This is a genomic window from Kribbella sp. NPDC104740 (genome assembly GCF_055583505.1).
In genome coordinates, this window is record NZ_JBVJNV010000004.1 from 551393 (window position 1) to 571275 (window position 19883).

The window sequence follows — 19883 nt, forward strand, 5'->3', positions numbered from 1 at the left end:
CCGGTTTCGATCGCCTGCGCCCCGGCTTCAGTCGCCTGTACGCCGAACCGCACGTCAGCTGCGCGGACGCACCGTCAGCGGGACCGGCTTCGCCGTCTCCGTGAAGAAGTCGTTGCCCTTGTCATCCACCACCACGAACGCCGGGAAGTCCTCGACCTCGATCTTCCACACCGCTTCCATCCCCAGCTCGGCATACTCGAGCACGTCGACCGACTTGATGCAGTCCTGCGCCAGCCGCGCCGCCGGCCCACCGATTGACCCGAGGTAGAACCCGCCGTGCTCCTTGCACGCCGCCGTCACCTTCGCCGAACGGTTGCCCTTGGCAAGCATCACGAAGGATCCGCCGGCCGCCTGGAACTGGTCGACGTACGCGTCCATCCGCCCAGCCGTCGTCGGTCCGAACGATCCCGACGCATAGCCCTCGGGCGTCTTGGCCGGTCCGGCGTAGTACACCGCGTGATCCTGCAGGTACGACGGCATCGGCTCGCCGGCGTCCAGCCGCTCCTTGATCTTCGCGTGCGCGATGTCGCGCGCCACCACCAGCGGCCCGTTCAGCGACAGCCGGGTCTTCACCGGCAGCTTCGAGAGCTCAGCGCGGATCTCGCTCATCGGCCGATTCAGATCGATCCGTACGACGTCCGCCGCGTCGTCGAGGTGCGCGTCGGTGGTGTCGGGCAGGAAGCGCGCCGGGTCGCGCTCGAGCTGCTCCAGGAAGACGCCCTCGGGCGTGATCTTGGCCAGCGCCTGCCGGTCGGCCGAGCAGGAGACCGCGATCGCGACCGGGCAGGACGCGCCGTGCCGGGGCAGCCGGATCACGCGGACGTCGTGGCAGAAGTACTTGCCGCCGAACTGCGCGCCGATCCCGAACTGCTGGGTGAGCTTGAAGACCTCCTCCTCCAGCTCGACGTCGCGGAACCCGTGCCCGAGCGGCGAGCCGGTGGTCGGCAGGGCGTCCAGGTAGTGCGCGGAGGCGTACTTCGCGGTCTTCAGCGCGTACTCCGCCGACGTACCGCCGACGACGATCGCCAGGTGGTACGGCGGGCAGGCCGCCGTACCGAGTGAGCGGATCTTCTCGTCCAGGAACTTCATCATCCCGGCCGGGTTGAGCACCGCCTTGGTCTCCTGGAACAGGAACGACTTGTTCGCCGAGCCGCCGCCCTTGGCCATGAACAGGAACTTGTACGCCGGGTCGCCGGTCCCCGGCGTCGAGTACAGCTCGATCTGCGCGGGCAGGTTGGAGCCGGTGTTCTTCTCGTCCCACATGGTCAGCGGCGCCATCTGCGAGTAGCGCAGGTTGAGCTTGGTGTAGGCGTCGTACACGCCGCGGCTGATCCACTCCTCGTCGACCGCGCCGGTCAGCACGCCCTCGGACTTCTTGCCCATCACGATCGCGGTGCCGGTGTCCTGGCACATCGGCAGCACGCCGCCGGCCGAGATGTTCGCGTTCTTGAGCAGGTCGAGCGCGACGAAGCGGTCGTTCCCGGAGGCTTCGGGGTCGTCGATGATCCGGCGTAGCTGGCTCAGGTGCGCGGTCCGTAGGTAGTGCGAGATGTCGTGCATCGCCTCGGCGGTGAGCTGCTGCAGCACCTCGGGCTCGACCTGCAGGAAGGTCCGCCCACCCGAGGTGAACGTGCTGACCCCGTCGCTGGTGAGGAGCCGGTACTCCGTGTCGTCCTGGCCGAGCGGGAGCAAGTCGGAGTAGCTGAAATCGGCGGACACGCGGGCGTACCTCCTGGCAGGTGGTCTGAGATCCCCCAAGCCTAAGAGCGACATTCCTCAGGGGTGGGGTCAGGGTTGCCTAAGGGAAGTAACTCCTGTTCGGGGGAACCGGTGCGCGCGTAATCTTTTCCTGTGGCTCAGGACGAAGCATCTCAGGACCGCCCGCAGGACGCGCCCGCGCCGGCGCAGCCGACCGGGGACGAGCTCGCGCTGCGCCGACGGGTCTCCGACCTGGAACGCGAGAACGTCGCCGAGCTGCTCCGGGAGTCCGCGGGGGAGGGCCGGCTGAGCTACACCGAGCTGGAGGAACGCCTGGAGACGGTGTACGGCGCGAAGACGTACGGCGAACTGGTCGAGATCACCACCGACCTGCCGAACGGCCTGGTCGCCCCGCGGGACCAGCAGCGCGCGACGCCGCAGTACGCCGGCCAGTCGTACGTCCCGCAGTACACCAACGAGACCGTCCCGGTGATCAACGTCTTCCTGTCGGACTCGAAGAAGACCGGCGCCTGGATCGTCCCGCAGCGTCAGGAGGTCAACGCGGTCCTCGGCGACGTGACGCTCGACTTCACCGAGGCGCAGATGGCGCACGACGTGATGTACATCGACGTGAAGTCGATCCTGGCCGACGTGAAGATCCGGGTTCCGCAGAACGCGATCGTGCACCTGGACAGCAACCCGATCCTCGGCTCGGTCAGCGAGCAGGAGGCCGGTATCGGCGGCGTCGTGGACGCGCCGACCACGCCGCCGAAGACGTTCCACATCCGCGGCACCGCGATCCTCGGGGACATCAAGGTCAAGCGCGGGCCGAGACTCAGCAAGCGCCTGCGGCTGCACTGATCAGCGAGCAGCGGTGAGCCGCCCCGAGTGGGCCGCCCAGCGGTCCCCGGTGCGATGGATCTCGATCGGGTGATCGAAGCACGCCGACACCAGCTCTGACGTCAGTACGTCGGCCGCCCGCCCGGCGGCCTGCACCCGCCCACCCCGCAGCAACGCCGCGTGCGTGGTCGACGACGGCAGCTCCTCCAGGTGGTGCGTGACCAGGATCGACGACAACGTCGGTTGCGAAGCGTGCACCAGATCGATCGTGTCGAGCAGCTGCTCCCTCGCCGCGACATCGAGTCCGGTCGACGGCTCGTCGAGCAGCAGCAACCGCGGCTCGGCGACCATCGCCCGCGCGATCAGCGCCCGCCCGCGTTCGCCCTGCGACAACGTCGTCCACGGATCCTTCGCGCGTTGAGCGATCCCCAGCAGCTCGACCAGCTCAGCGACCCGCTTCAGCTGGCCGGCGGTCGGCTGCCAGCGCGGCATCAGCTCGATCGTCCCGGTGATCCCGGTCAGCACGACCTGCTCGATCGTCAACGGCGAGCGCAGCGGGTGCCGCGGGTCCACGTGCCCGATCCGCTCCCGCAGCTCCCGGATGTCGACCGTCCCGAGCCGCCGCCCGAGCACCTCGACCGTCCCACGCGTCGGGTGCTCCGTCGCGCCGCAGAGCTTCAGCAGCGTGCTCTTCCCGGCGCCGTTCGCGCCGAGCAGCGCCCAGCGCTCGCCCTCGCGGACGGTGAGCGACACATCCTGCAGCAGCGATTTCCCGCTCCGGACCAGACTCACGGACTGCAGGTCGAGCACGGACGGCGACAGCTGATCGTTCGGCACTTACCCGACGTTAACCCCTGCGCCCAAACTGCGGGACACCGGTCTCAGGGGGTGAGCTTGTCCGCGTGCACGGTGCGCAGCCAGCCGGCCAGTTCGCCGAGGTCGTCGGCGTTGTCCTGCGGGATCCCGAGCGAGCCGGACCGCGTCCCGGTCGGGTGGATCTGGATCGACCGCAGCCCCGGGAAGCCGCTCGGGTCGTTGATCCGGCCGATCTGGTGCCAGGGGAGCAGCCCGCGGTCCGACCGCCCGAGCTGGATCCCGCGGGAGTCGACGGTGACCTCGGGGCGCCGCGTCGCCAGCTGCCAGCTCGTCAGGCCCACGCCGTACACGAAGGCGAGCAGCGCGGTCACCCGCAGGATGCCGAGGGCGCCTGCGACGTCGTCCTGGCGCAGGTGGTCGATGTTCGACCAGAGGGAGCTGAGCATCAGCAGCCCGAACAGGGCGAGCCGGACCAGTAGCCGGTTGCGCCTGGGCGGGAACACCACCCGCCCCGACGCTGCCAGCTCGGCCGACCAGCTCGCCGTACTCACGTCAGCCCCAGTACGCCGTGTGCTCGGCTGCAGTGGGCGGATCAGCGCCGTGCCGCGTACAGGTGATGGCAGCAGCCTTCACCGCGTAATCGACGACCGCGTGCAGCCCCTCCTCGTCCAGCCCTTCCAGCCGGCTCTCACCGAGCAGCCCGCGCGCCTGCAGCCCAGCGATGAGTGCTGACATGAAGGAGTCCCCAGCGCCGACAGTGTCGACCACCTCGATCTCCGGCGCCGCCACCTCGACCCGGCCGGACCTGGTCACACCGATCGCGCCGTCGCCACCCCTGGTGATCACCACGCACTTGGTGCGGTCCACCGACAGCAGCTCAGCGGCTATCTCGTCCGGCGTCGACCCAGGGCGCAGGAACTCGCAGTCCTCGTCGCTGAGCTTCACCAGGTCAGACAGCCCCGCCAGCGTCCGTACGGCGGCCCAGGTGCTCACCGGGTCGGGCGTGATCGTCGGCCGCGCGTTCGGGTCGAGCGTCACCGTCACCGGCTTGTCCGCGAGCCCGGTGAGGAACGACCGGATCGCGTCGGCGCCCGGCTCCAGCACGGTCGCGATCGAGCCGGTGTGCACGGCCGGGCAGCCCCGGTTGAGCTTCAGCGCCGGCGGCTCCCAGCTGATGTCGAACTGGTACTTCGCGACACCCGCGGCGTCCAGCGTCGCGGTCGCCGTACTGGTCCGGAAGCCCGGGTCGACCGACCCCGGCGCGAGCTGCACGCCGTTCCCGAACAGGTGCGCGCCCAGCTGATCGCCGTACGGGTCCGTCCCGAACCGCGTCACCAGCTCGGTCGAAACCCCGAGCCGCGCCAGCCCGACTGCGACGTTCGCCGGCGACCCACCCGGCGTCGCCTTCGTCCCGTTCTTGGATCCGTTCTTCTTCCCGTTCCCGACGATGTCCACAAGTGCCTCGCCGATCACGAGGACCGGCGCCGTCACCGGGCGTGCTCGAAGTCGATCGCCGAGTACGCACGCAGCTTTTCGAGCTGGTGCACGCTCTCGATGCTGCGGATCGTCCCGCTGCGCGAGCGCATCACCAGCGAATGAGTGCGGGCTGTCGAGCCGCCGTACCGGACTCCGCGGAGCAGCTCGCCGTCGGTGATGCCGGTCGCGACGAAGAAGCAGTCGTCACCGCCGACCAGGTCGTCGGTGCTGAGCACCCGGTCGAGATCATGCCCGGCGTCGAGCGCCTTCTGCCGCTCGGCGTCGTCGCGCGGCCAGAGCCGGCCCTGGATCAGCCCGCCGAGGCACTTCATCGCGCAGGCCGCGATGATGCCCTCCGGCGTACCGCCGATGCCGACCAGCATGTCGAGCCCGGTGTCCGGCCGCGCGGCCTCGACGGCGCCCGCGACGTCGCCGTCGCTGATGAACTTGATCCGGGCGCCGGTGGCGCGGATCTCCGCGGCCAGCGCGTCGTGCCGCGGCCGGTCGAGCAGTACGACGGTGACGTCGTCGACGCTGGAGCCCTTGGCCTTCGCGACCCGGCGGATGTTCTCCGCGACGGGCAGCCGGATGTCGACGTGGTCGGCGGCCTCCGGGCCGACCACCAGCTTCTCCATGTAGAACACCGCGGACGGGTCGTACATCGTGTTGCGCGGTGAGACCGCCATCACGGCGATCCCGTTGGCCATCCCCTTCGCGACCAGCGTCGTCCCGTCCACCGGGTCGACCGCGACGTCGCACTCGGGCCCGTCGCCGGCGCCGACCCGCTCGCCGTTGTAGAGCATCGGGGCGTTGTCCTTCTCGCCCTCGCCGATCACCACGACGCCGTTCATCCCGACGGTGCCGATCAGCGTGCGCATCGCGTTCACCGCGGCGCCATCGGCGCCGTTCTTGTCGCCGCGGCCGACCCAGCGGCCGGCCGCCATCGCGGCGGCCTCGGTGACGCGGACCAGCTCCAGGGCCAGGTTCCGGTCGGGTGCGTGCTCGTCGACCTCGAGATGGGCGGGTGGTGTGCTGGGGTCGCTCATGCCACGGATCGTAGCCAACGCCCGACGGGGGTGAACGAGCGAGATCGGCCGCGCGAGACACTGGTGCCATGAGCCCGACAGGTCACGAGCCGACGCCCCCCGACGTCACCGCCGAGGAGAACGCTTCCCAGCAGCCGAACGAGGCCGCTGCGGACGCGGCAGACCGGCGTACGACGGACGCCGGCTCAGCTCCGCTGTCGGCAGCCGATCGGGAGAAGGCCCGGGCCCGCGCCGAGGCGATCGAGTTCCGCACCCAGGACCGCGCCAACCGCGCGAAGGCCCGCACCCTGACGAACATGTTCTGGGCCCTCCTCGCGACCTTCGTCGTCGTCGCGTTCCTGATGACGGTGACCTGGCGCCCGAAGGAGGAGAAGGTCCGCGCCGTCCCGTACACCGAGCAACTGGCCGACGCCCGCGCCACGGCCTCCTGGATCCGCGGTCCCGAGCCGATGCCCGAGGGCTGGACGGCGACGAACGTCGAGTTCCGCGCGCCGGAGCAGAGCCCGATCACCTGGCACCTCGGCACGGTCACCAACGACAAGAAGTACGTCGGCCTCGAGCAGTCGAACCAGACCGCGCCCCGGTACCAGAACGAGGAGCTCGGCAAGACCGAGGACGACGGGACGTCGACGGTCGGCGGCGTGGTCTGGCAGCGCAAGACGCTGCTGGAGCGCAAGGACGAGCACGCGCTGGTGCTGGTCGGTTCCGGCGTCACCACGATCGTGGTCGGCAACGCCGGATACCCCGCCCTTGAAACGTTTGCTGCAACGCTGCGCTGACGCCGTCCGCGGTTTCCCCTTGCAGGCTTGAACTTGTGCAGCTGTTGACAGGTTGTTCGCGTTCGCGGTTCGATCGAGGATCGGGAGACGGCGAAGGAGCCTGGTGTGAACCTCACGGTCCAGGTCGGGGGTTGATGCGCCATGTTCGTCACCGGACTCGTGCTCGCGGCCGAAGGATCACCGCAGCTCGGTGTGCCCCGGCAACTGCTGGCCTACCGCGGTGAGACGCTGCTCGGTGCCTCCCTCGACACCGCGCGGGAGTGCGGTTTCGACCAGCTGGTGCTGACCCTCGGTACGGCGGCCGGTCAGATCCGCGACCGGATCGACCTGGACGGCGTCCGCGTTGTCGACACTCCTCACGCCGACACCGGAAGCTCGTCCATCGTGCCCGCGCTCGACGCGGTCGACCGCCGTACCGACGGCCTGGTCGTGCTCCGCGGCGACCAGCCCGACGTCACCTCGGCCGCCGTCTGGTCCCTGGTCGCCGAGGCCGCGACCCCGATCGGCGTCACCCGGTACGACGACGGCCGCGGCTACCCGTGCTGGTTCGGCCGCGAAACCTTCGGCTCGCTCCGCTCCCTGCGCAGCGACCAGGACCTCTGGCCGCTGATCGAGTCCGGCCCGCACCCGGTCACCGATGTAGATGCCATCGGCAACGTTCCGCTGACCGTCGACACCTGGGACGACTACCAGACCCTGGTCGGCCACTACACGCCCGACCCGGTCGTCCCACCGCCGCGCCTCACCACCCGTTCGCGCCGCCCGAGCCACACCCGCACGAACAACTGACCGTTGGTCAGTGGCTTCCCGAGAGCCGCAGGCCCAGGACGCCGATCAGGATCAACGCGATGCAGGCCAGCCGGGTCAGCGTGAGCGGCTCGTGGAAGAGCACGATGCCGAGGATCACCACGCCGGCTGATCCGATCCCCGTCCACACGGCGTACGCCGTACCGACCGGAAGCCGGTCGAGGGTCTTCGCGAGCAGCACCACCGACGTGATGCCGAAGGCGAGCACCGCGACCGTCGGCCAGAGCCGGCTGAACCCTTCGCTGGGTTTGAGGCTGAGCGCGAACGCGATCTCGAACACGGCCGCGGCCAGCAGGATGATCCAGGCCATCACGCCGCCAGCGAGCCGCGCAGGTGGCGCAAGGTGACGGTCGCGACCCGGCTGCCGAGCGCGGCGGCGGTCCGCAGATCGGTCTCCGGCGGCGCCTTCTCGGCCGACAGGTCCGAGTCGGACTGCGCCATCGCGCCGAGCCAGCTGCCGAGGCGGTTCAGGTCCTCGATGCTGGCGGTCGACTTCGACCAGCCCGGGTAGACGTCGAGGCCGACCCAGATCATGCCGTGCTGCGCGGCCAGGACGGCGAAGTCGACCAGGCTGTTGAGCTTGTCGCCGGACATGGCCTTGGAGTTGGTGAACCCGGCGGCGATCTTGTCGTGCCAGCCGAGGTTGTCGGCCCAGACGTCGGCGCTGGCCTCGGCGAACGCCTTGAAGACGGCGCTCGGGCTGCCCATGTAGGTGGGCGCGCCGAAGATGATCGCGTCGGCGGCCGCGAGCCGCGCCCAGAGCTCGTCGGTGAGCTCGTCGAGCGGGACGAGCTCCGCGACCGTACCCGGTACGGCGGCGGCGCCGGCCGCGACGGCCTCGGCCTGACGGGCGGTGTGGCCGTAGCCGGAGTGGTACGCGACGGCGATTCGGGCAGGGGTGGTGGGCATGGTGACTACCTCCGGAAGGCTAATCGGACTACAGTCCGTCTTATGGACGACAGTACCGGACCGCAGTCCGTTTCACAACGCCCGCAGGCGTCGACGGGTGCGGGCGACCCGTCGCCGAGCGAGGCGCTGGACCGATCGCCGAGCGAACGGCGCGACCGATCGCTGCCTGTCGTGGGCGAAGCCCGCCCGGAACGTGCTGACGCCCGCCGGAACCGGCTGAAGGTCCTCGAGGCCGCCGACCGGCTGTTCGCCGAGCACGGCGTGAAGAACGTCTCCCTCGACGCGATCGCCGCCGAAGCAGGCGTCGGCAAGGGCACGGTCTTCCGTCGCTTCGGTGACCGCGCCGGGCTCGCGGTCGCCCTGCTGGACGAACGCGAACGGGAGCTTCAGGCGCGAATCCTCTCCGGCCCGCCGCCGCTCGGCCCAGGCGCTCCGCCGGTCGACCGCATCCGCGCCTTCACCGACGCCTACCTGGAGCTGCTCGACCGCCACGTCGAGCTGTTCATCGACAGCGAGAACGCCTCGGACGGCGCCCGCTACCGCATCGGCTCGTACTGGCTGTGGCACCGCCACATCACGCTGCTCGTCGAGGAGGCGCGGCCCGACCTCGACGCGGCGTACGTCGCCCACGCCGTACTGGCGCCACTCGCGGCCGACCTCCACCAGGCGCTGCGCTCGGAAGGCTTCGAGCTCGACCGCCTGCGCTCAGGCCTGGCGTCGCTGATCAGCGCGCTGTTAGCCCCTTCGTGAGCCGCAGCTCGGGCAGGTCGTTGAGCGACGAGTGCGTGCGATCGGAGGTCTCCGTGAACCCGTACCGCCGGTAGAACGCCCGAGCCCGCTCGTTGGCTTCGAGCACCCAGAGGTTCACCCGCTCGTGCCCGCGGGTGCGCAGATCGTCGACCGCCGCATCGGCGAGCGCCGTGGCGACACCGCTTCCCCAGGCATCCGGGTGCACGAAGAGCGCGTACAGCTCCCCGGCGTTCGAGCCATCACGCTCAGGCCCGACCCCGGCGTACCCGACGATCCGGCCGCCGTCCTCACGGCCCCAGTTGATTCCGCCGACCTCAGCGACGTACAAGCGCGAACGCCCGGCCGCAACACTCTCTCGCCAGCCCGCCGCGATCGCCTCCGCATCCATCGCGTCCAGAAACTCCTGCGGCACCAACCCGGTGAAAGCCGCACGCCAGCTAGCGATCCGGGCCTCAGCGGCACCCAGCAAGTCACCGTCGAGCGCGGCCCGAACCCTCAATCAGACTTCTTCTTCGCCTCGTCACCTGTGTGAGCAGCCTGCGCTTCGGCCAACCGCGTCCGCGCCCCCTCCAACCACTGGTGGCACGTCGTGGCGAGCTCCTCGCCCCGCTCCCACAGCGCGAGCGACTCCTCGAGCGTCGTACCGCCGGCTTCGAGCTTGCGGACCACTTCGACCAGTTCCTCGCGGGCCTGCTCGTAGGAGATGTCCGGTCGGGTGTCGCTCACTTGCTGGTCTCCTTGCTGGTGACTTCGACGTCGAATCGGCCGTCGGTGACGCGGGCGTGCAGGGTGTCACCCGCGGTGACCTGGTCGAGCTGGCGGACTGCGGTGCCGTCGGCGAGCTGGAGCACGGAGTACCCGCGTTCCAGAGTCGCCTTGGGGGACAGGGCGCGCACGCTCGCCAGCCGGTGCGCAAGATCGTCGCCGGCCCGGTCGAGCCGGTGCAGCAGCGTACGCCGGTTGCGCTCGACCAGCATCGTGATCTCCTCCGAGCGCCGATCGAGATCCGTCGCAGGCGAAGCGAGCGCCGGTCGACTGCGAAGAGACGCCAGCGCATGCGCCTCCCGATCCAGCCAGCTGGTGATCGCGCGCAGCCCGCGATCGCGAAGCATCCGTACGCCGTCCAGCTCCTCCCGTACGTCGGGAACGATCCGCTTCGCCGCGTCGGTCGGCGTCGACGCGCGCAGATCGGCGACCAGGTCGAGCAGTGGCGAGTCCGGCTCGTGGCCGATCGCGCTGACCACCGGCGTCTTCGCCTGCGACACCGCGCGGATCAGGCCCTCGTCGGAGAACGGCAGCAGGTCCTCCAGCGAACCGCCACCGCGCGCGATCACGATCACCTCGACCGAGGCGTCCGCGTCCAGCTTGCGCAGCGCGGTCATCACCTCGCCGGCCGCGCTCGGACCCTGCACCGACGCGTGCTCGATCCGGAACGCGACCGCGGGCCAACGCCGCTTCGCGTTCTCCAGCACGTCCCGCTCGGCGGCCGAGTCACGACCGCAGATCAGCCCGATCGTGTGCGGCAGGAACGGCAACCGTTTCTTGCGGTGCGCGGCGAACAGCCCCTCCGCGCCGAGCAGTTGTTTGAGGCGCTCGATCCGGGCCAGCAGCTCGCCGATCCCGACGTGCCGGATCTCGCTCACCGCCAGCGCGAGCGTGCCGCGGCGGGCGAAGAAGTTGGGCTTGGCGTTCACGACGACCCGCGCGCCGTCGCTGACCGGCGGGTCGACGGCCTCGAAAACCCTGCGGTTACAGGTGAAACGCAACGAGATGTCGGCATCGGTGTCGCGCAACGTCCCGAACACGGTGGTCGTCCCGCGCCCGATCGAGACGTCCGTCAGCTGCCCCTCGACCCAAACGGCGCCGAGCTGGTTGATCCAGCTGGCGATCCCGTTCGCGATCGTCCGCACAGCAGCCGGCGCGTCCGGCGAGGTGTCCAAAGCCACCCCCAGACCCTACGACCCGGCGCCGACAATCCCACGCACCCCGTCCACAGGCGGCTGCGCCGTAGGGTTGGTTGATGCCCGCGCGCCCTTATCTGCTGCTCGACATCGACGGCCCGCTCAACCCGTACCGCGCGAAGTCGGTTCCCCCGGGCTACGCCTTCCATGACATCCGCGAAGGCGAGAAAACGTGGAAACTCCTGCTCAATCAGCAACACGGCGTCGAGTTGAACGCGCTCAGTACGTCGTACGAGCTGGTGTGGGCGACGTCCTGGGAACACGGCGCCAATCGCTTGATCGCCCCGCTGCTCGGGCTGCCCGAGTTGCCGGTCATCGTGTGGCCTGAAGGCACCCGCTCGCGGGTCGACCAGATCTCGTGGAAGAGCCGTCACATCTCCGAATGGGTCGGAGAGCGGCGATTCGCGTGGGTTGATGACGAGGTGAACAGCTTCGATCAGGCCTACTTGAAGTCTCAGGGGTTGGTACTACCCATCGACGCCAGCCGGGGCCTGACTGCCGCGGACTTCGCCGTACTACGAGCTTGGGCTGAGTAAGCCCCGAACGACCTGCTCCAACGCGTCCTCCGGCAGCACCCCCGGCAGCGTGAGCTGCTCCAGCATCAACCCCCCGATCGCGACGTACAGCACCAGCGGATCCCCCGGAAGCCCGTGCGTCCTGTGGAGCGCCATGTTCTCCTCCAGATTCGCGCGGACCCGCTCGGTCAGCGCCTCCTGCAGAGCCGGCCGACGCGTCGCCTCCAGCCGCAGCTCCAGCAGCGCCAGGTAGCCAGTCCGATCAGCCGTCAGCCGCTGCCGCAACAGCCGCAGCAGCGCTGTCAGAAACTCCTCCGACGGAGGCTGATCGAGATCCCTCGGATCCGGCCCGAGCCGATCGTGGATCCGCAGCCCCGCCTGCGTCAGCAGGTCGTCGCGGTTGGCGAAGTAGTTGGACGCCGTCCCGTTCGGCACGCCCGCGGCGACGTCCACCGCACGAAACGTCAGCCCACGGGCGCCGTCGGCAGCGAGGACCTCGATCGCGGCGTCGACGAGCGCCGTACGGCGCTCTGGATTGCTACGCATCAGCCTTGTCTCCTTCGAACCACTATGCCTAGAGTACTACATCTAGAGTGGTTAGGAGATCACCATGCGAGAACTGACCTACTTCGTGGCGTCGTCCCTGGACGGCTTCGTAGCCGGTCCGTCGGGCGGCGACCCGACCGACGTGAGCCCGGGCGGCTTCTTCCTGTCCAGCGGCGACCACTCGCAGCCGCTGCTCACGGCGTACCCGGAAACCGTTCCCGGCGTGGTGCGCGAAATGCTCGGGATCGACGCGGAGAACAGGGTCTTCGACACCGTCCTGATGGGCCGCCGGACCTGGGAGCTCGGCCGCGACCTGGGCAATCCCGACCCGTACCCGCGGCTGCGCAGCTACGTCTTCTCCAGTACGCCGTACGACGCTCCGCCGGTCTCCTTCGTCAGCACGGACCCGGTCGAAAAAGTGCGGGAGCTCAAGCAGGAAAGCGGTTTGGGCATCTGGCTGTGCGGCGGCGGGCGGCTCGCCGCGACGCTGTGGCCGGAGATCGACCGCCTGGTGGTGAAGGTGAACCCGGTCGTGATCGGTGCCGGGGTCAAGCTTTTCCACAGCGACGAATTCGCGGTCCGGAAACTGCGCCTGGCCGGGCACCATGTCTACGAAAGCGGCGTGGCCGTGCTGACCTACCGGAAGGAGTGAAAATGCCTTTGCGCAAACGATTTTCCGGCGCGCATCCTCTGGGGAGTGAAGCACCTCCTAGGGGGAGCCGCCCGGACAGGGCGGGCGGCTCCCCGACTTCACCGGCCCGGGGTGAGCTGCGCCACGGCCGTCGGGGTGGCCCGACCGCGCCCCGTACGATGGGGGACGTGACTGCCCAGCCTGAGACCAGTGGTTCGACAGCCGTGAAGACCAAGCGGGTGCTGCTCGCCGCGCCGCGGGGGTACTGCGCGGGCGTGGACCGGGCGGTGGTCGCGGTCGAGAAGGCGCTCGACCTGTACGGTCCGCCGGTCTACGTGCGCAAGGAGATTGTGCACAACAAGCACGTCGTGCAGACCCTGCAGGCGCGCGGCGCGATCTTCGTCGACGAGACCGACGAGGTCCCCGAGGGCGAGACGGTCATCTTCTCCGCGCACGGTGTCGCCCCCGTGGTGCACCAGGAGGCGGCCGCCCGGCAGCTCAAGACGATCGACGCGACCTGCCCCCTGGTCACCAAGGTCCACCACGAGGCGAAGCGCTTCGCCGCCACCGACTACGACATCCTCCTGATCGGCCACGAAGGCCACGAGGAGGTCATCGGCACCAGCGGCGAGGCCCCCGAGCACATCCACCTCGTCGACGGCCCCGGCGACGTCCCGAACGTCGAGGTCCGCGACCCCGAGAAGGTCGTCTGGCTCTCCCAGACCACCCTCTCGGTCGACGAGACCATGGAAACCGTCCGCCGCCTCCGCGAACGCTTCCCGAGCCTGCAGGACCCGCCCAGCGACGACATCTGCTACGCCACCCAGAACCGCCAGGCCGCCGTCAAGAAGCTCGCCCCCTACGCAGACCTGATGATCGTCGTGGGCTCCCGCAACTCCTCCAACTCCGTCCGCCTCGTCGAGGTAGCAGTCGAGCACGGCGCCAAAGCCGGCTATCTGGTCGACTACGCCGACGAGATCGACGAGACCTGGCTCCAAGGCGTCGACTCCGTCGGCGTCACCAGCGGCGCCAGCGTCCCCGAAATCCTCGTCCGCGACGTCATCGACTGGCTCGCCGCCCGCGGCTACGGCGAGGTTCAGGAAGTCACCACCGCGGAGGAGAGCCTGGTGTTCTCTCTCCCCCGCGAGCTCCGCACGGACCTGAAGGCGGCAGGCATGGCGACGACGGGCACGTCCGACCACGCCTGACCACCGGCTTACGGCGTACCGGTCTCCGAGTCGACCACCGTCAACGTCGTCGAGCGGGCGATCTTCACCGGGCCATTCGGGGTGCAGTAGGTGCCGGCGAAGGTGAATTTGTAGGTCCCGGGCTTGGCGTACGTGTGGAGCAGGCTCCGGTTGCCGCTACCGCTGTCCTTCTTCATGTCCTGCGGGCGGTCCGGCTGTGGGCAGCGCACCCCGCGGTTCCATTCGTCAGCGGTGTGGGTGCCGTCACCCCACCAGTACTCGGTGTACATGATGCTCTCGTCGAATTTGTCGCCGCCAAGGATGCCGCCCTCGGTGAACATCGGTTTCAGGACGCTCCCACTGATGACCACGACCAGCGATTTGTCCAGGCCCGGCTTCTCGCCAGGGTCGGGACCCAGGTCTTCGATGCGTAACGACATCCGGTACGGGCCGGGCGGTGCGGCCTTGCCGGTCGCCGTCGGTGACACCGGCGTGTCCGGGGTGCCGGTCGGTGGGGTCTCGGTGTTCTTCGCGGACTCCTCGGTGTCCGGAGGAAGCGTGTTCACCGACCCCGCGATCGGCGGCTTGGGCGTCCTCGGAGTCGAGGTCGGGGTCGACGACGGTACGACGGCCGACGGCGTCGGCCGGTTCGGGGTCTCGGTGACCGGCGGGGCCGAGTCGATGCCGGTCAGGTTGCCGGCGGCGAGGGCGATGGTGGCTACGGCGGCGGTGGCCAGGCCGGCGACCAGGCCTGTCGTACGGCGGCGGCGGGCGGTCTTGATGCGGGCGAAGACGGCGTCGCTCGGGAGGCCGGTGGGTTCCGGGGTGTCTTCGACGAGGGCCTGGAACTTGGCCTTCAGCTCATCGGTCATAGGTCAGCCCTCCAGTCGGGCGGGGGGCGGGTGTCAGGGGATCGGACTCGGCGAGCAGGTGGTGCTCGCGGAGCTTGGCGAGGCCGCGGGAGACGGTGCTCTTCACGGTGCCGACCGAGCAGCCCATGATCTTGGCGACCTCGGCGTCGGGCAGGTCCTCGAAGAACCGGAGTGCGAGCGCGGCCCGGGTCCGGCGGGGGAGCGTGGCGAGGGCGCGGAGCAGGCGGTCGCGTTCGTCGACGGTGCCGAACTCCGACGGGGCCGCCGGTTCGGGCAGCGTCTCGGTCGGGGTCTCGCCCTTCCACTTGCGGCGCCACCACTGGGTGCTGGTGTTCACCATCACGGTCCGGGTGTAACTCTCCAGGGCGTTGCCGCTGCGCAGCGACTTGCGGTGGAACCACACCTTGGTGAGCGAGGTCTGCACGAGATCCTCGGCCAGGTGCCACTCCCCGGTGAGCAGGTAACCGAACCGCTGCAGCGCGGTGAACCGCCCGTTCACGAACTCGGCGAACTCCTCGTCAAGCCCTGGATCCATCCCGTTGTCCCCTGCCCCCAGCTCGGTTGCCGGCCCAGCGCCGACCATGTCAGCAGTGTGATGGCTGAGCCGGGGCAGAAAGTTGAGTCCGTCCCGAAATTGCCTGAAGTGTCCTCCGGTGACTGCACGAACCGGCCCACATGAACGGTGCGAGCCGGACTACTGGAACTGCGCGAAGTGACCGAGGACGAAGGTCCAGCCGGTGTCGTAGGCGGTTCGGGCTTCGGTGCCGTCGGGGCGGCGTTCCCAGCCGGTGTGGGTCAGTTCGACCTCGGTGCCGTCGGTGGTTGGGCGGAAGTGGACGGTGACGTGGCCGGCCTGTTTCGGGTCGGTGCCGGGGTGCCAGGTGAAGGCGACGGTGTGGGGTGGGTCCCAGTCGGAGATGGTGCCCCAGGAGCCGACTGGGCCGGTGGTGTCGTACTCGATGATCTGGCCGCCGACTGCGCCCTCCAGGCGTACGTCGGTCGCGGCGTCGCCGCGGACGGAGTGGGTGGCCAGTGGCCACCATTTGCCGAGGTCGGCGGTGAAGAGGGTGAATGCGCGGTCCGGTGTCGTCGAGACGACGACCGTTTTCACCAGTGGTGCCAGGTCCTGCTCGATGCTCATGACTTCCCCTCCGTACGCCGTACGTGGTCCGCGAACGCGTCGAGGGCCTCGGTCCAGAACTGATCCAGCCACCCCCGTACGGCGGCCAGCCCGGCGGGGTCGACGCGGTAGATGTTGCTGGTCCCGCGGGGCTCGTGGGCGACCAGGCCTACGCGGCTGAGGACCTTCAGGTGCTGCGAGATCGCCGGGCGGCTGACCGGCACCCGGCCGGCCAGGGAGCCGACTGAGCTCGGGCCGCCTTGCCGGAGCGTCTCCAGGATGACGCGGCGGGTGGGATCGCCGAGCGCGTCCAGGATCGGCGCTGCGGCTTCGAGTGTTCCGTAAGTCCCCACGAACGGTAAGTTGCCACTAACCAATAGCCCAGTCAAGAGCAGAGAAGACCCCGGGTCCCACCGCGGCAGCAGCGGAAGGACCCGGGGTGCTCGAGGGGCGCAGGATCAGTTGAACGGATCCAGCGTGATGCTCGTCTGCGTCGGGTTCCCGTCGTGGACCAGCGACTCGTGCGCGCCGACGTCGTCGAACGCGAAACCGTACGCCTTGCCGTCGGCCATCTGGGCGTGGACGAGACGGGAGTAGTGGTTGGTGACGCCGTCCTTGTAGAAGTTGGCGTTGTTCGCGTCCGGCTGGTTCGGGTTGATCAGCAGCGTCGACCGGTTGAAGCCGGCGCACAGCGTCCGGGAGATCGGCCCGCGGACCAGGTCGTTCGGGGCGTCGAGCAGGCCGGCGCAGCCGAAGATGCTGGCCGAGTTCGGCTTCTGGAACGACGTCACCACCTGGCCGGACGTGTTGGTGAAGTTCATCGTGTTGCCCGACACCCGGCCGAAGTACTTGATGTTCGGCTGGTCGGTGAACGGCGTCACGGTGAGCGTCTGGCTGCTGTACTTCGACCAGACCCGGTTCACGTAGTCGTCCATCACCGAGCCGGGCAACGCACCCGTCTCGACCCCGTATGACGGCGCGAGCGCCCGCAGTACAGACCCGTTCGGCGCGGTCTTCACCAGGTTTGACCACCCGCCGGACTGGCTGCGCAGCGCGTTGAAGAAGGCGTTGTAGCCGCCGGGCTTCAAATGCCCGGTGGTCTTCGTGCCGGCGGCCGACTGCACGCCGACGGCGTACGGCGCGGAGAACATGTCGACCTGGGTGCTGTTGATCCACACCCCGGAGTCGTTCAGCGTGTACTCGGTCCAGTTGAACAGGATGTTCGCGTTCGGGTCGCTCGGGTTCTGCACGGCGGGCTGGACCAGGCCGCCGGTGGTCAGCTTGAAGACCAGCTTCTGGCCGTACGAGAAGTAGACCCGGCCGGAGAACTTCGGCATCTGGATGGTGATCGACTGGCCGTTCGCGGGCCCGGGGATGGAGGCGTCCGGGGCCGGGGTCGGCGGGTTGCCGCCGGCCGGCCAGGCGTGGAAGGTGCCGTTCGCGTCCGCCCAGCCCTGCTGGCCGGTCGCGAGGTTCGTTCCCAGGTTGTAGATGTAGACCGCGTCACCGCGGCCCGAGTTGTTGCTGATCTTCAGTGGCACGGTCGGCGGTACCGCCTGGGCGGGGGCCGAGACGACGGCGGTGAGCCCGGCCGCGACGGTCGCGGCGGCTGCCAGTACGGCGAGCAGTTTCGGTTTGATGCGCACAACTCCTCCTCAGGTCTGTCCCAGTGCGAGAGAAGGTGGAGCGCCCGTTGCGACGAGGGACGGTAGGCCGTCGCACGGGGGTGAGAGCGCTCTCATCGTTGGACAGCGTTTCAACGATGTCAATGGTGAACCGAAGACAGCTTTCGTTAATTCGCCACGCGGTGCTGGCAACCAGTCACTGTCCGTGGAGAAATCAGCCGGTCTGGGAGTCGAATCCAGGCAGCGGCGGTGGGGTGTCGCGACGCGTGCGGTCGACCGGCGGCGTCGGGACCCAGCGGCGAGTCGGGTCGTCAGGCTCGTCCAGGGCCAGCAGCTCGGGCGCGGCCAGTGGGCGCACCGACGCCTCGATGGTCTCCATCGCTTCGAGCTCGGCCTCGGTGACGTGCAGGTCGCGGAGCTTGCGGGCGGTGGTGAAGACGCGGCTCTCGAACGAGCCGACGGTCCGGTTGTACGCGTCGACGGCCGACGTCAGCGAGCGGCCGACCCGGCCGAGGTGGTCGCCCATCGTGCTGAGCCGCTCGTACAGCTCGCGGCCGAGCTCGAAGACCTGCTGGGCCGACTCGGTCAGCGCCGACTGGTTCCACGCGTACGCCGCCGCCCGCAGCGTCGCGATCAGCGTGGTCGGCGTCGCCAGGATCACCCGGCGCTCGGCGGCGTACTCGAGCAGGCCGGGCTCGATGTCGAGCGCGGCGGACAGGAACGACTCGCCGGGCACGAACAGGATGACGAACTCCGGTGTCGAGGGCAGCCGCGCCCAGTACGACTTGGCGGACAGCTGATCGACGTGGGTGCGCAGGTGCCGCGCGTGCGCGCGGAGCCGGTCCTCGCGGAAGTCGGCGTCGTCGCTCTCGGCCGCCTCCAGGAACGCGGCCAGCGGCACCTTCGAGTCGACGACGAGATTCTTGCCCTCGGCAAGTCTCACCACCAGGTCGGGCCGGAGCAGCCCGTCGTCGGTGACCGTCGAGGTCTGCTCGGTGAAGTCGCAGTGCGCGACCATGCCGGCCAGCTCGACCGTACGCCGAAGATGCAGCTCGCCCCAGCGGCCGCGGACCTGCGGCTTGCGCAGCGCGGTCGACAGCGAAGCCGTCTCCCGCCGGAGCGCCTCGCCGCTCATCCGGACCTCGTTCACCTGCTGGTGCAGCTGGGACTGCCAGGCCGCGCGGCCCTTCTCCAGCTGGCTGAGCTCGGCGTGCAGCCGGTCCAGGGCCTCCTTCACGACCGCCTGGCCGGACATCTGCTGCCCGACCGACTGCCGCTCCTGGACCAGCTCGACCACCCGGTCCTCGGCCGCGTCCCGCTCGGCGGTGATCCGGGCCAGCTCGGCGCCGTCGCGCCCGCGCGACCAGAGCACGCCGAAACCTGCCCCGAGCAACAACCCGATGATCAGGAACAGCAGCACCAACAACAGCGTCGTACCGGTCATGCCACAGAGCGTGACACAGGCCTCCGACAGTTTCCGGTCAGCGGGGGATCAGCAGTCCATCGCGGGGAAGCTGTAGCCCTGGGCCTTGAGCTGGCCGAGCACCTTGTCGAGCGCCGCGACGGTCTGCGCGCGGTCGCCGCCGCCGTCGTGCATCAGGACGATGTTGTGGCGGTGCGCGTGGGTCATGATGTTGTGCGCGATCGCGTTCACGCCCGGCTTGGCCCAGTCCCGCGGGTCGACGTCCCAGAGCACCTGGGCCATCCCGGCGGCCTTGATGTCCGCGCGCACCTTCGGGTTCGACGCGCCGTACGGCGGCCGGAAGCACTTCGACTGCGGGCCGTCGAAGATCTCGTGGTGCCGCTCGGCGGCGGACAGCTTGGTCAGCTGCGGGTGGGTGATCGAGTGGCTGCCGATGGTGTTGCCGTCGGCAAGGATCTGGTCGCGCAGCGCGGGGTACTGGGCCTGGTTCTTGCCCAGCTGGAAGAACGTCGCGTGCGCGCCGTGCTTCTTCAGCACCTGCAGGACCCGCGGCGTCCAGACCGGGTCCGGGCCGTCGTCGAAGCTGAAGAAGATGACCTTCTTGTTTCCGGTGACCAACGAGGCCGTCGGATCCGCGACCGGCTTGCCCGCGTTGGTGTTCGGGGTCGTCGGCGGGGTCGTGGGCGGCGTGCTGGTCGGGGTCGGCGGTGGCACCGATCCCGTCGTACTGCCGCCGGCGGCAGCGGTCGGTGTCGGTTGAGCAGAACGTCCCAGCGCGACGGCGAACAGCCCGCCGAGAACGAGTGCGGCGGCAGCGGCGGTGCCGATGACGGCAGCAAGCTTTCGGGACATGATGCTCCCTTGCAGATCAGGCGGATGGTC

General features: G+C 69.4%; 25 protein-coding genes. 7 read left to right on the forward strand and 18 right to left on the reverse strand.

Annotation, left to right across the window (positions count from 1 at the left end; genetic code table 11):
- Positions 1 to 54: 54 nt before the first annotated feature.
- Positions 55 to 1719 carry a fumarate hydratase gene (locus tag ACZ6Z4_RS23750; protein WP_465568427.1) on the reverse strand — a complete coding sequence of 555 codons (1665 nt, stop codon included), beginning with the start codon at positions 1717 to 1719 and terminating at the stop codon, positions 55 to 57.
- 132 nt (positions 1720 to 1851) lie between these two features.
- Here ACZ6Z4_RS23750 and ACZ6Z4_RS23755 point away from each other — a divergent pair, with 132 nt between their 5' ends.
- The gene (locus tag ACZ6Z4_RS23755; protein WP_465568430.1) at positions 1852 to 2559 is read left to right on the forward strand and encodes a DUF1707 SHOCT-like domain-containing protein; all 708 of its coding nucleotides are present in this window, start codon (positions 1852 to 1854) and stop codon (positions 2557 to 2559) included.
- On the opposite strand, the gene ACZ6Z4_RS23760 is transcribed toward ACZ6Z4_RS23755, so the two are convergent.
- From ACZ6Z4_RS23760 to glpX, 4 genes are read right to left on the reverse strand one after another with little or no spacing between them, the layout of a single operon-like run.
- Complete coding sequence (locus tag ACZ6Z4_RS23760) at positions 2560 to 3375, reverse strand: ABC transporter ATP-binding protein (RefSeq protein WP_465568433.1); 816 nt, start codon at positions 3373 to 3375, stop codon at positions 2560 to 2562. It lies immediately after the preceding gene.
- A gap of 44 nt (positions 3376 to 3419) precedes the next feature.
- Positions 3420 to 3905, reverse strand: a complete 486-nt coding sequence (locus ACZ6Z4_RS23765) for a hypothetical protein (RefSeq protein ID WP_465568436.1) — start codon at positions 3903 to 3905, stop codon at positions 3420 to 3422.
- 1 nt (position 3906) lies between these two features.
- Entirely contained in the window at positions 3907 to 4845 is a 939-nt protein-coding gene (locus ACZ6Z4_RS23770) for a carbohydrate kinase family protein (RefSeq protein ID WP_465568439.1), read from the reverse strand.
- Positions 4842 to 5876, reverse strand: coding sequence for a class II fructose-bisphosphatase (glpX, locus tag ACZ6Z4_RS23775; RefSeq protein ID WP_363665336.1), 1035 nt, complete (start codon positions 5874 to 5876; stop codon positions 4842 to 4844). Before glpX ends, ACZ6Z4_RS23770 begins: the two co-directional genes overlap by 4 nt.
- Positions 5877 to 5944: 68 nt before the next feature.
- Here glpX and ACZ6Z4_RS23780 point away from each other — a divergent pair, with 68 nt between their 5' ends.
- Together ACZ6Z4_RS23780 and ACZ6Z4_RS23785 are read left to right on the forward strand one after the other, a co-directional pair.
- Positions 5945 to 6655: a DUF4245 domain-containing protein gene (locus ACZ6Z4_RS23780; RefSeq protein ID WP_465568443.1), complete on the forward strand. Its 711-nt coding sequence runs from the start codon at positions 5945 to 5947 to the stop codon at positions 6653 to 6655.
- Positions 6656 to 6796: 141 nt separating this feature from the next.
- Entirely contained in the window at positions 6797 to 7444 is a 648-nt protein-coding gene (locus ACZ6Z4_RS23785; RefSeq protein ID WP_363665334.1) for a nucleotidyltransferase family protein, read from the forward strand.
- Between the two features lie 7 nt (positions 7445 to 7451).
- On the opposite strand, the gene ACZ6Z4_RS23790 is transcribed toward ACZ6Z4_RS23785, so the two are convergent.
- Entirely contained in the window at positions 7452 to 7772 is a 321-nt protein-coding gene (locus tag ACZ6Z4_RS23790) for a DMT family transporter (RefSeq protein WP_465569266.1), read from the reverse strand.
- Positions 7772 to 8371 (reverse strand): flavodoxin family protein, encoded by a 600-nt coding sequence (locus tag ACZ6Z4_RS23795; RefSeq protein WP_465568447.1) that lies wholly within the window; start codon positions 8369 to 8371, stop codon positions 7772 to 7774. Before ACZ6Z4_RS23795 ends, ACZ6Z4_RS23790 begins: the two co-directional genes overlap by 1 nt.
- A gap of 42 nt (positions 8372 to 8413) precedes the next feature.
- Here ACZ6Z4_RS23795 and ACZ6Z4_RS23800 point away from each other — a divergent pair, with 42 nt between their 5' ends.
- Positions 8414 to 9121, forward strand: a complete 708-nt coding sequence (locus ACZ6Z4_RS23800) for a TetR/AcrR family transcriptional regulator (protein WP_465568450.1) — start codon at positions 8414 to 8416, stop codon at positions 9119 to 9121.
- Here the strand turns inward: ACZ6Z4_RS23800 and ACZ6Z4_RS23805 are convergent.
- The 3 genes from ACZ6Z4_RS23805 to xseA are packed head-to-tail and all read right to left on the reverse strand — an operon-like array spanning position 9096 to position 11067.
- A complete protein-coding gene (locus ACZ6Z4_RS23805; RefSeq protein ID WP_465568453.1) occupies positions 9096 to 9620 on the reverse strand; it encodes a GNAT family N-acetyltransferase in 525 nt (174 codons plus the stop codon). The two genes, ACZ6Z4_RS23800 and ACZ6Z4_RS23805, sit on opposite strands and share 26 nt — an antisense overlap.
- Positions 9617 to 9847, reverse strand: coding sequence for an exodeoxyribonuclease VII small subunit (locus ACZ6Z4_RS23810; protein WP_465568456.1), 231 nt, complete (start codon positions 9845 to 9847; stop codon positions 9617 to 9619). The genes ACZ6Z4_RS23805 and ACZ6Z4_RS23810 overlap by 4 nt, the downstream gene beginning before the upstream one ends.
- Positions 9844 to 11067, reverse strand: coding sequence for an exodeoxyribonuclease VII large subunit (gene xseA, locus ACZ6Z4_RS23815; RefSeq protein ID WP_465568460.1), 1224 nt, complete (start codon positions 11065 to 11067; stop codon positions 9844 to 9846). Before xseA ends, ACZ6Z4_RS23810 begins: the two co-directional genes overlap by 4 nt.
- A gap of 74 nt (positions 11068 to 11141) precedes the next feature.
- On the opposite strand from xseA, the gene ACZ6Z4_RS23820 reads away from it, so the two are divergent.
- Complete coding sequence (locus ACZ6Z4_RS23820) at positions 11142 to 11618, forward strand: HAD domain-containing protein (protein WP_465568463.1); 477 nt, start codon at positions 11142 to 11144, stop codon at positions 11616 to 11618.
- On the opposite strand, the gene ACZ6Z4_RS23825 is transcribed toward ACZ6Z4_RS23820, so the two are convergent.
- The gene (locus ACZ6Z4_RS23825) at positions 11598 to 12143 is read right to left on the reverse strand and encodes a TetR/AcrR family transcriptional regulator (RefSeq protein ID WP_465568466.1); all 546 of its coding nucleotides are present in this window, start codon (positions 12141 to 12143) and stop codon (positions 11598 to 11600) included. The genes ACZ6Z4_RS23820 and ACZ6Z4_RS23825 overlap by 21 nt on opposite strands.
- 64 nt (positions 12144 to 12207) lie before the next feature.
- Here ACZ6Z4_RS23825 and ACZ6Z4_RS23830 point away from each other — a divergent pair, with 64 nt between their 5' ends.
- On the forward strand, positions 12208 to 12795 hold the full coding sequence (locus ACZ6Z4_RS23830; protein WP_465568470.1) for a dihydrofolate reductase family protein: 588 nt from the start codon (positions 12208 to 12210) through the stop codon (positions 12793 to 12795).
- Positions 12796 to 12953: 158 nt separating this feature from the next.
- A complete protein-coding gene (locus tag ACZ6Z4_RS23835) occupies positions 12954 to 13982 on the forward strand; it encodes a 4-hydroxy-3-methylbut-2-enyl diphosphate reductase (RefSeq protein ID WP_465568473.1) in 1029 nt (342 codons plus the stop codon).
- An 8-nt stretch (positions 13983 to 13990) separates the two neighbouring features.
- Here the strand turns inward: ACZ6Z4_RS23835 and ACZ6Z4_RS23840 are convergent, their stop codons facing one another.
- The 7 genes from ACZ6Z4_RS23840 to ACZ6Z4_RS23870 form a co-directional block, all read right to left on the reverse strand.
- Positions 13991 to 14833, reverse strand: a complete 843-nt coding sequence (locus ACZ6Z4_RS23840; protein ID WP_465568476.1) for a hypothetical protein — start codon at positions 14831 to 14833, stop codon at positions 13991 to 13993.
- Positions 14823 to 15368 carry a SigE family RNA polymerase sigma factor gene (locus ACZ6Z4_RS23845; protein ID WP_363665322.1) on the reverse strand — a complete coding sequence of 182 codons (546 nt, stop codon included), beginning with the start codon at positions 15366 to 15368 and terminating at the stop codon, positions 14823 to 14825. The genes ACZ6Z4_RS23840 and ACZ6Z4_RS23845 overlap by 11 nt, the downstream gene beginning before the upstream one ends.
- Before the next feature lie 159 nt (positions 15369 to 15527).
- On the reverse strand, positions 15528 to 15974 hold the full coding sequence (locus tag ACZ6Z4_RS23850; RefSeq protein WP_465568480.1) for an SRPBCC domain-containing protein: 447 nt from the start codon (positions 15972 to 15974) through the stop codon (positions 15528 to 15530).
- Positions 15971 to 16306 (reverse strand): ArsR/SmtB family transcription factor, encoded by a 336-nt coding sequence (locus ACZ6Z4_RS23855; RefSeq protein ID WP_465568483.1) that lies wholly within the window; start codon positions 16304 to 16306, stop codon positions 15971 to 15973. Before ACZ6Z4_RS23855 ends, ACZ6Z4_RS23850 begins: the two co-directional genes overlap by 4 nt.
- Positions 16307 to 16411: 105 nt before the next feature.
- Positions 16412 to 17599, reverse strand: a complete 1188-nt coding sequence (locus ACZ6Z4_RS23860) for a glycoside hydrolase family 64 protein (RefSeq protein WP_465568486.1) — start codon at positions 17597 to 17599, stop codon at positions 16412 to 16414.
- A gap of 193 nt (positions 17600 to 17792) precedes the next feature.
- A complete protein-coding gene (locus ACZ6Z4_RS23865) occupies positions 17793 to 19022 on the reverse strand; it encodes a DNA recombination protein RmuC (protein WP_465568489.1) in 1230 nt (409 codons plus the stop codon).
- Positions 19023 to 19070: 48 nt separating this feature from the next.
- Positions 19071 to 19853, reverse strand: coding sequence for a polysaccharide deacetylase family protein (locus ACZ6Z4_RS23870; protein ID WP_465568492.1), 783 nt, complete (start codon positions 19851 to 19853; stop codon positions 19071 to 19073).
- Positions 19854 to 19883 lie beyond the last annotated feature (30 nt).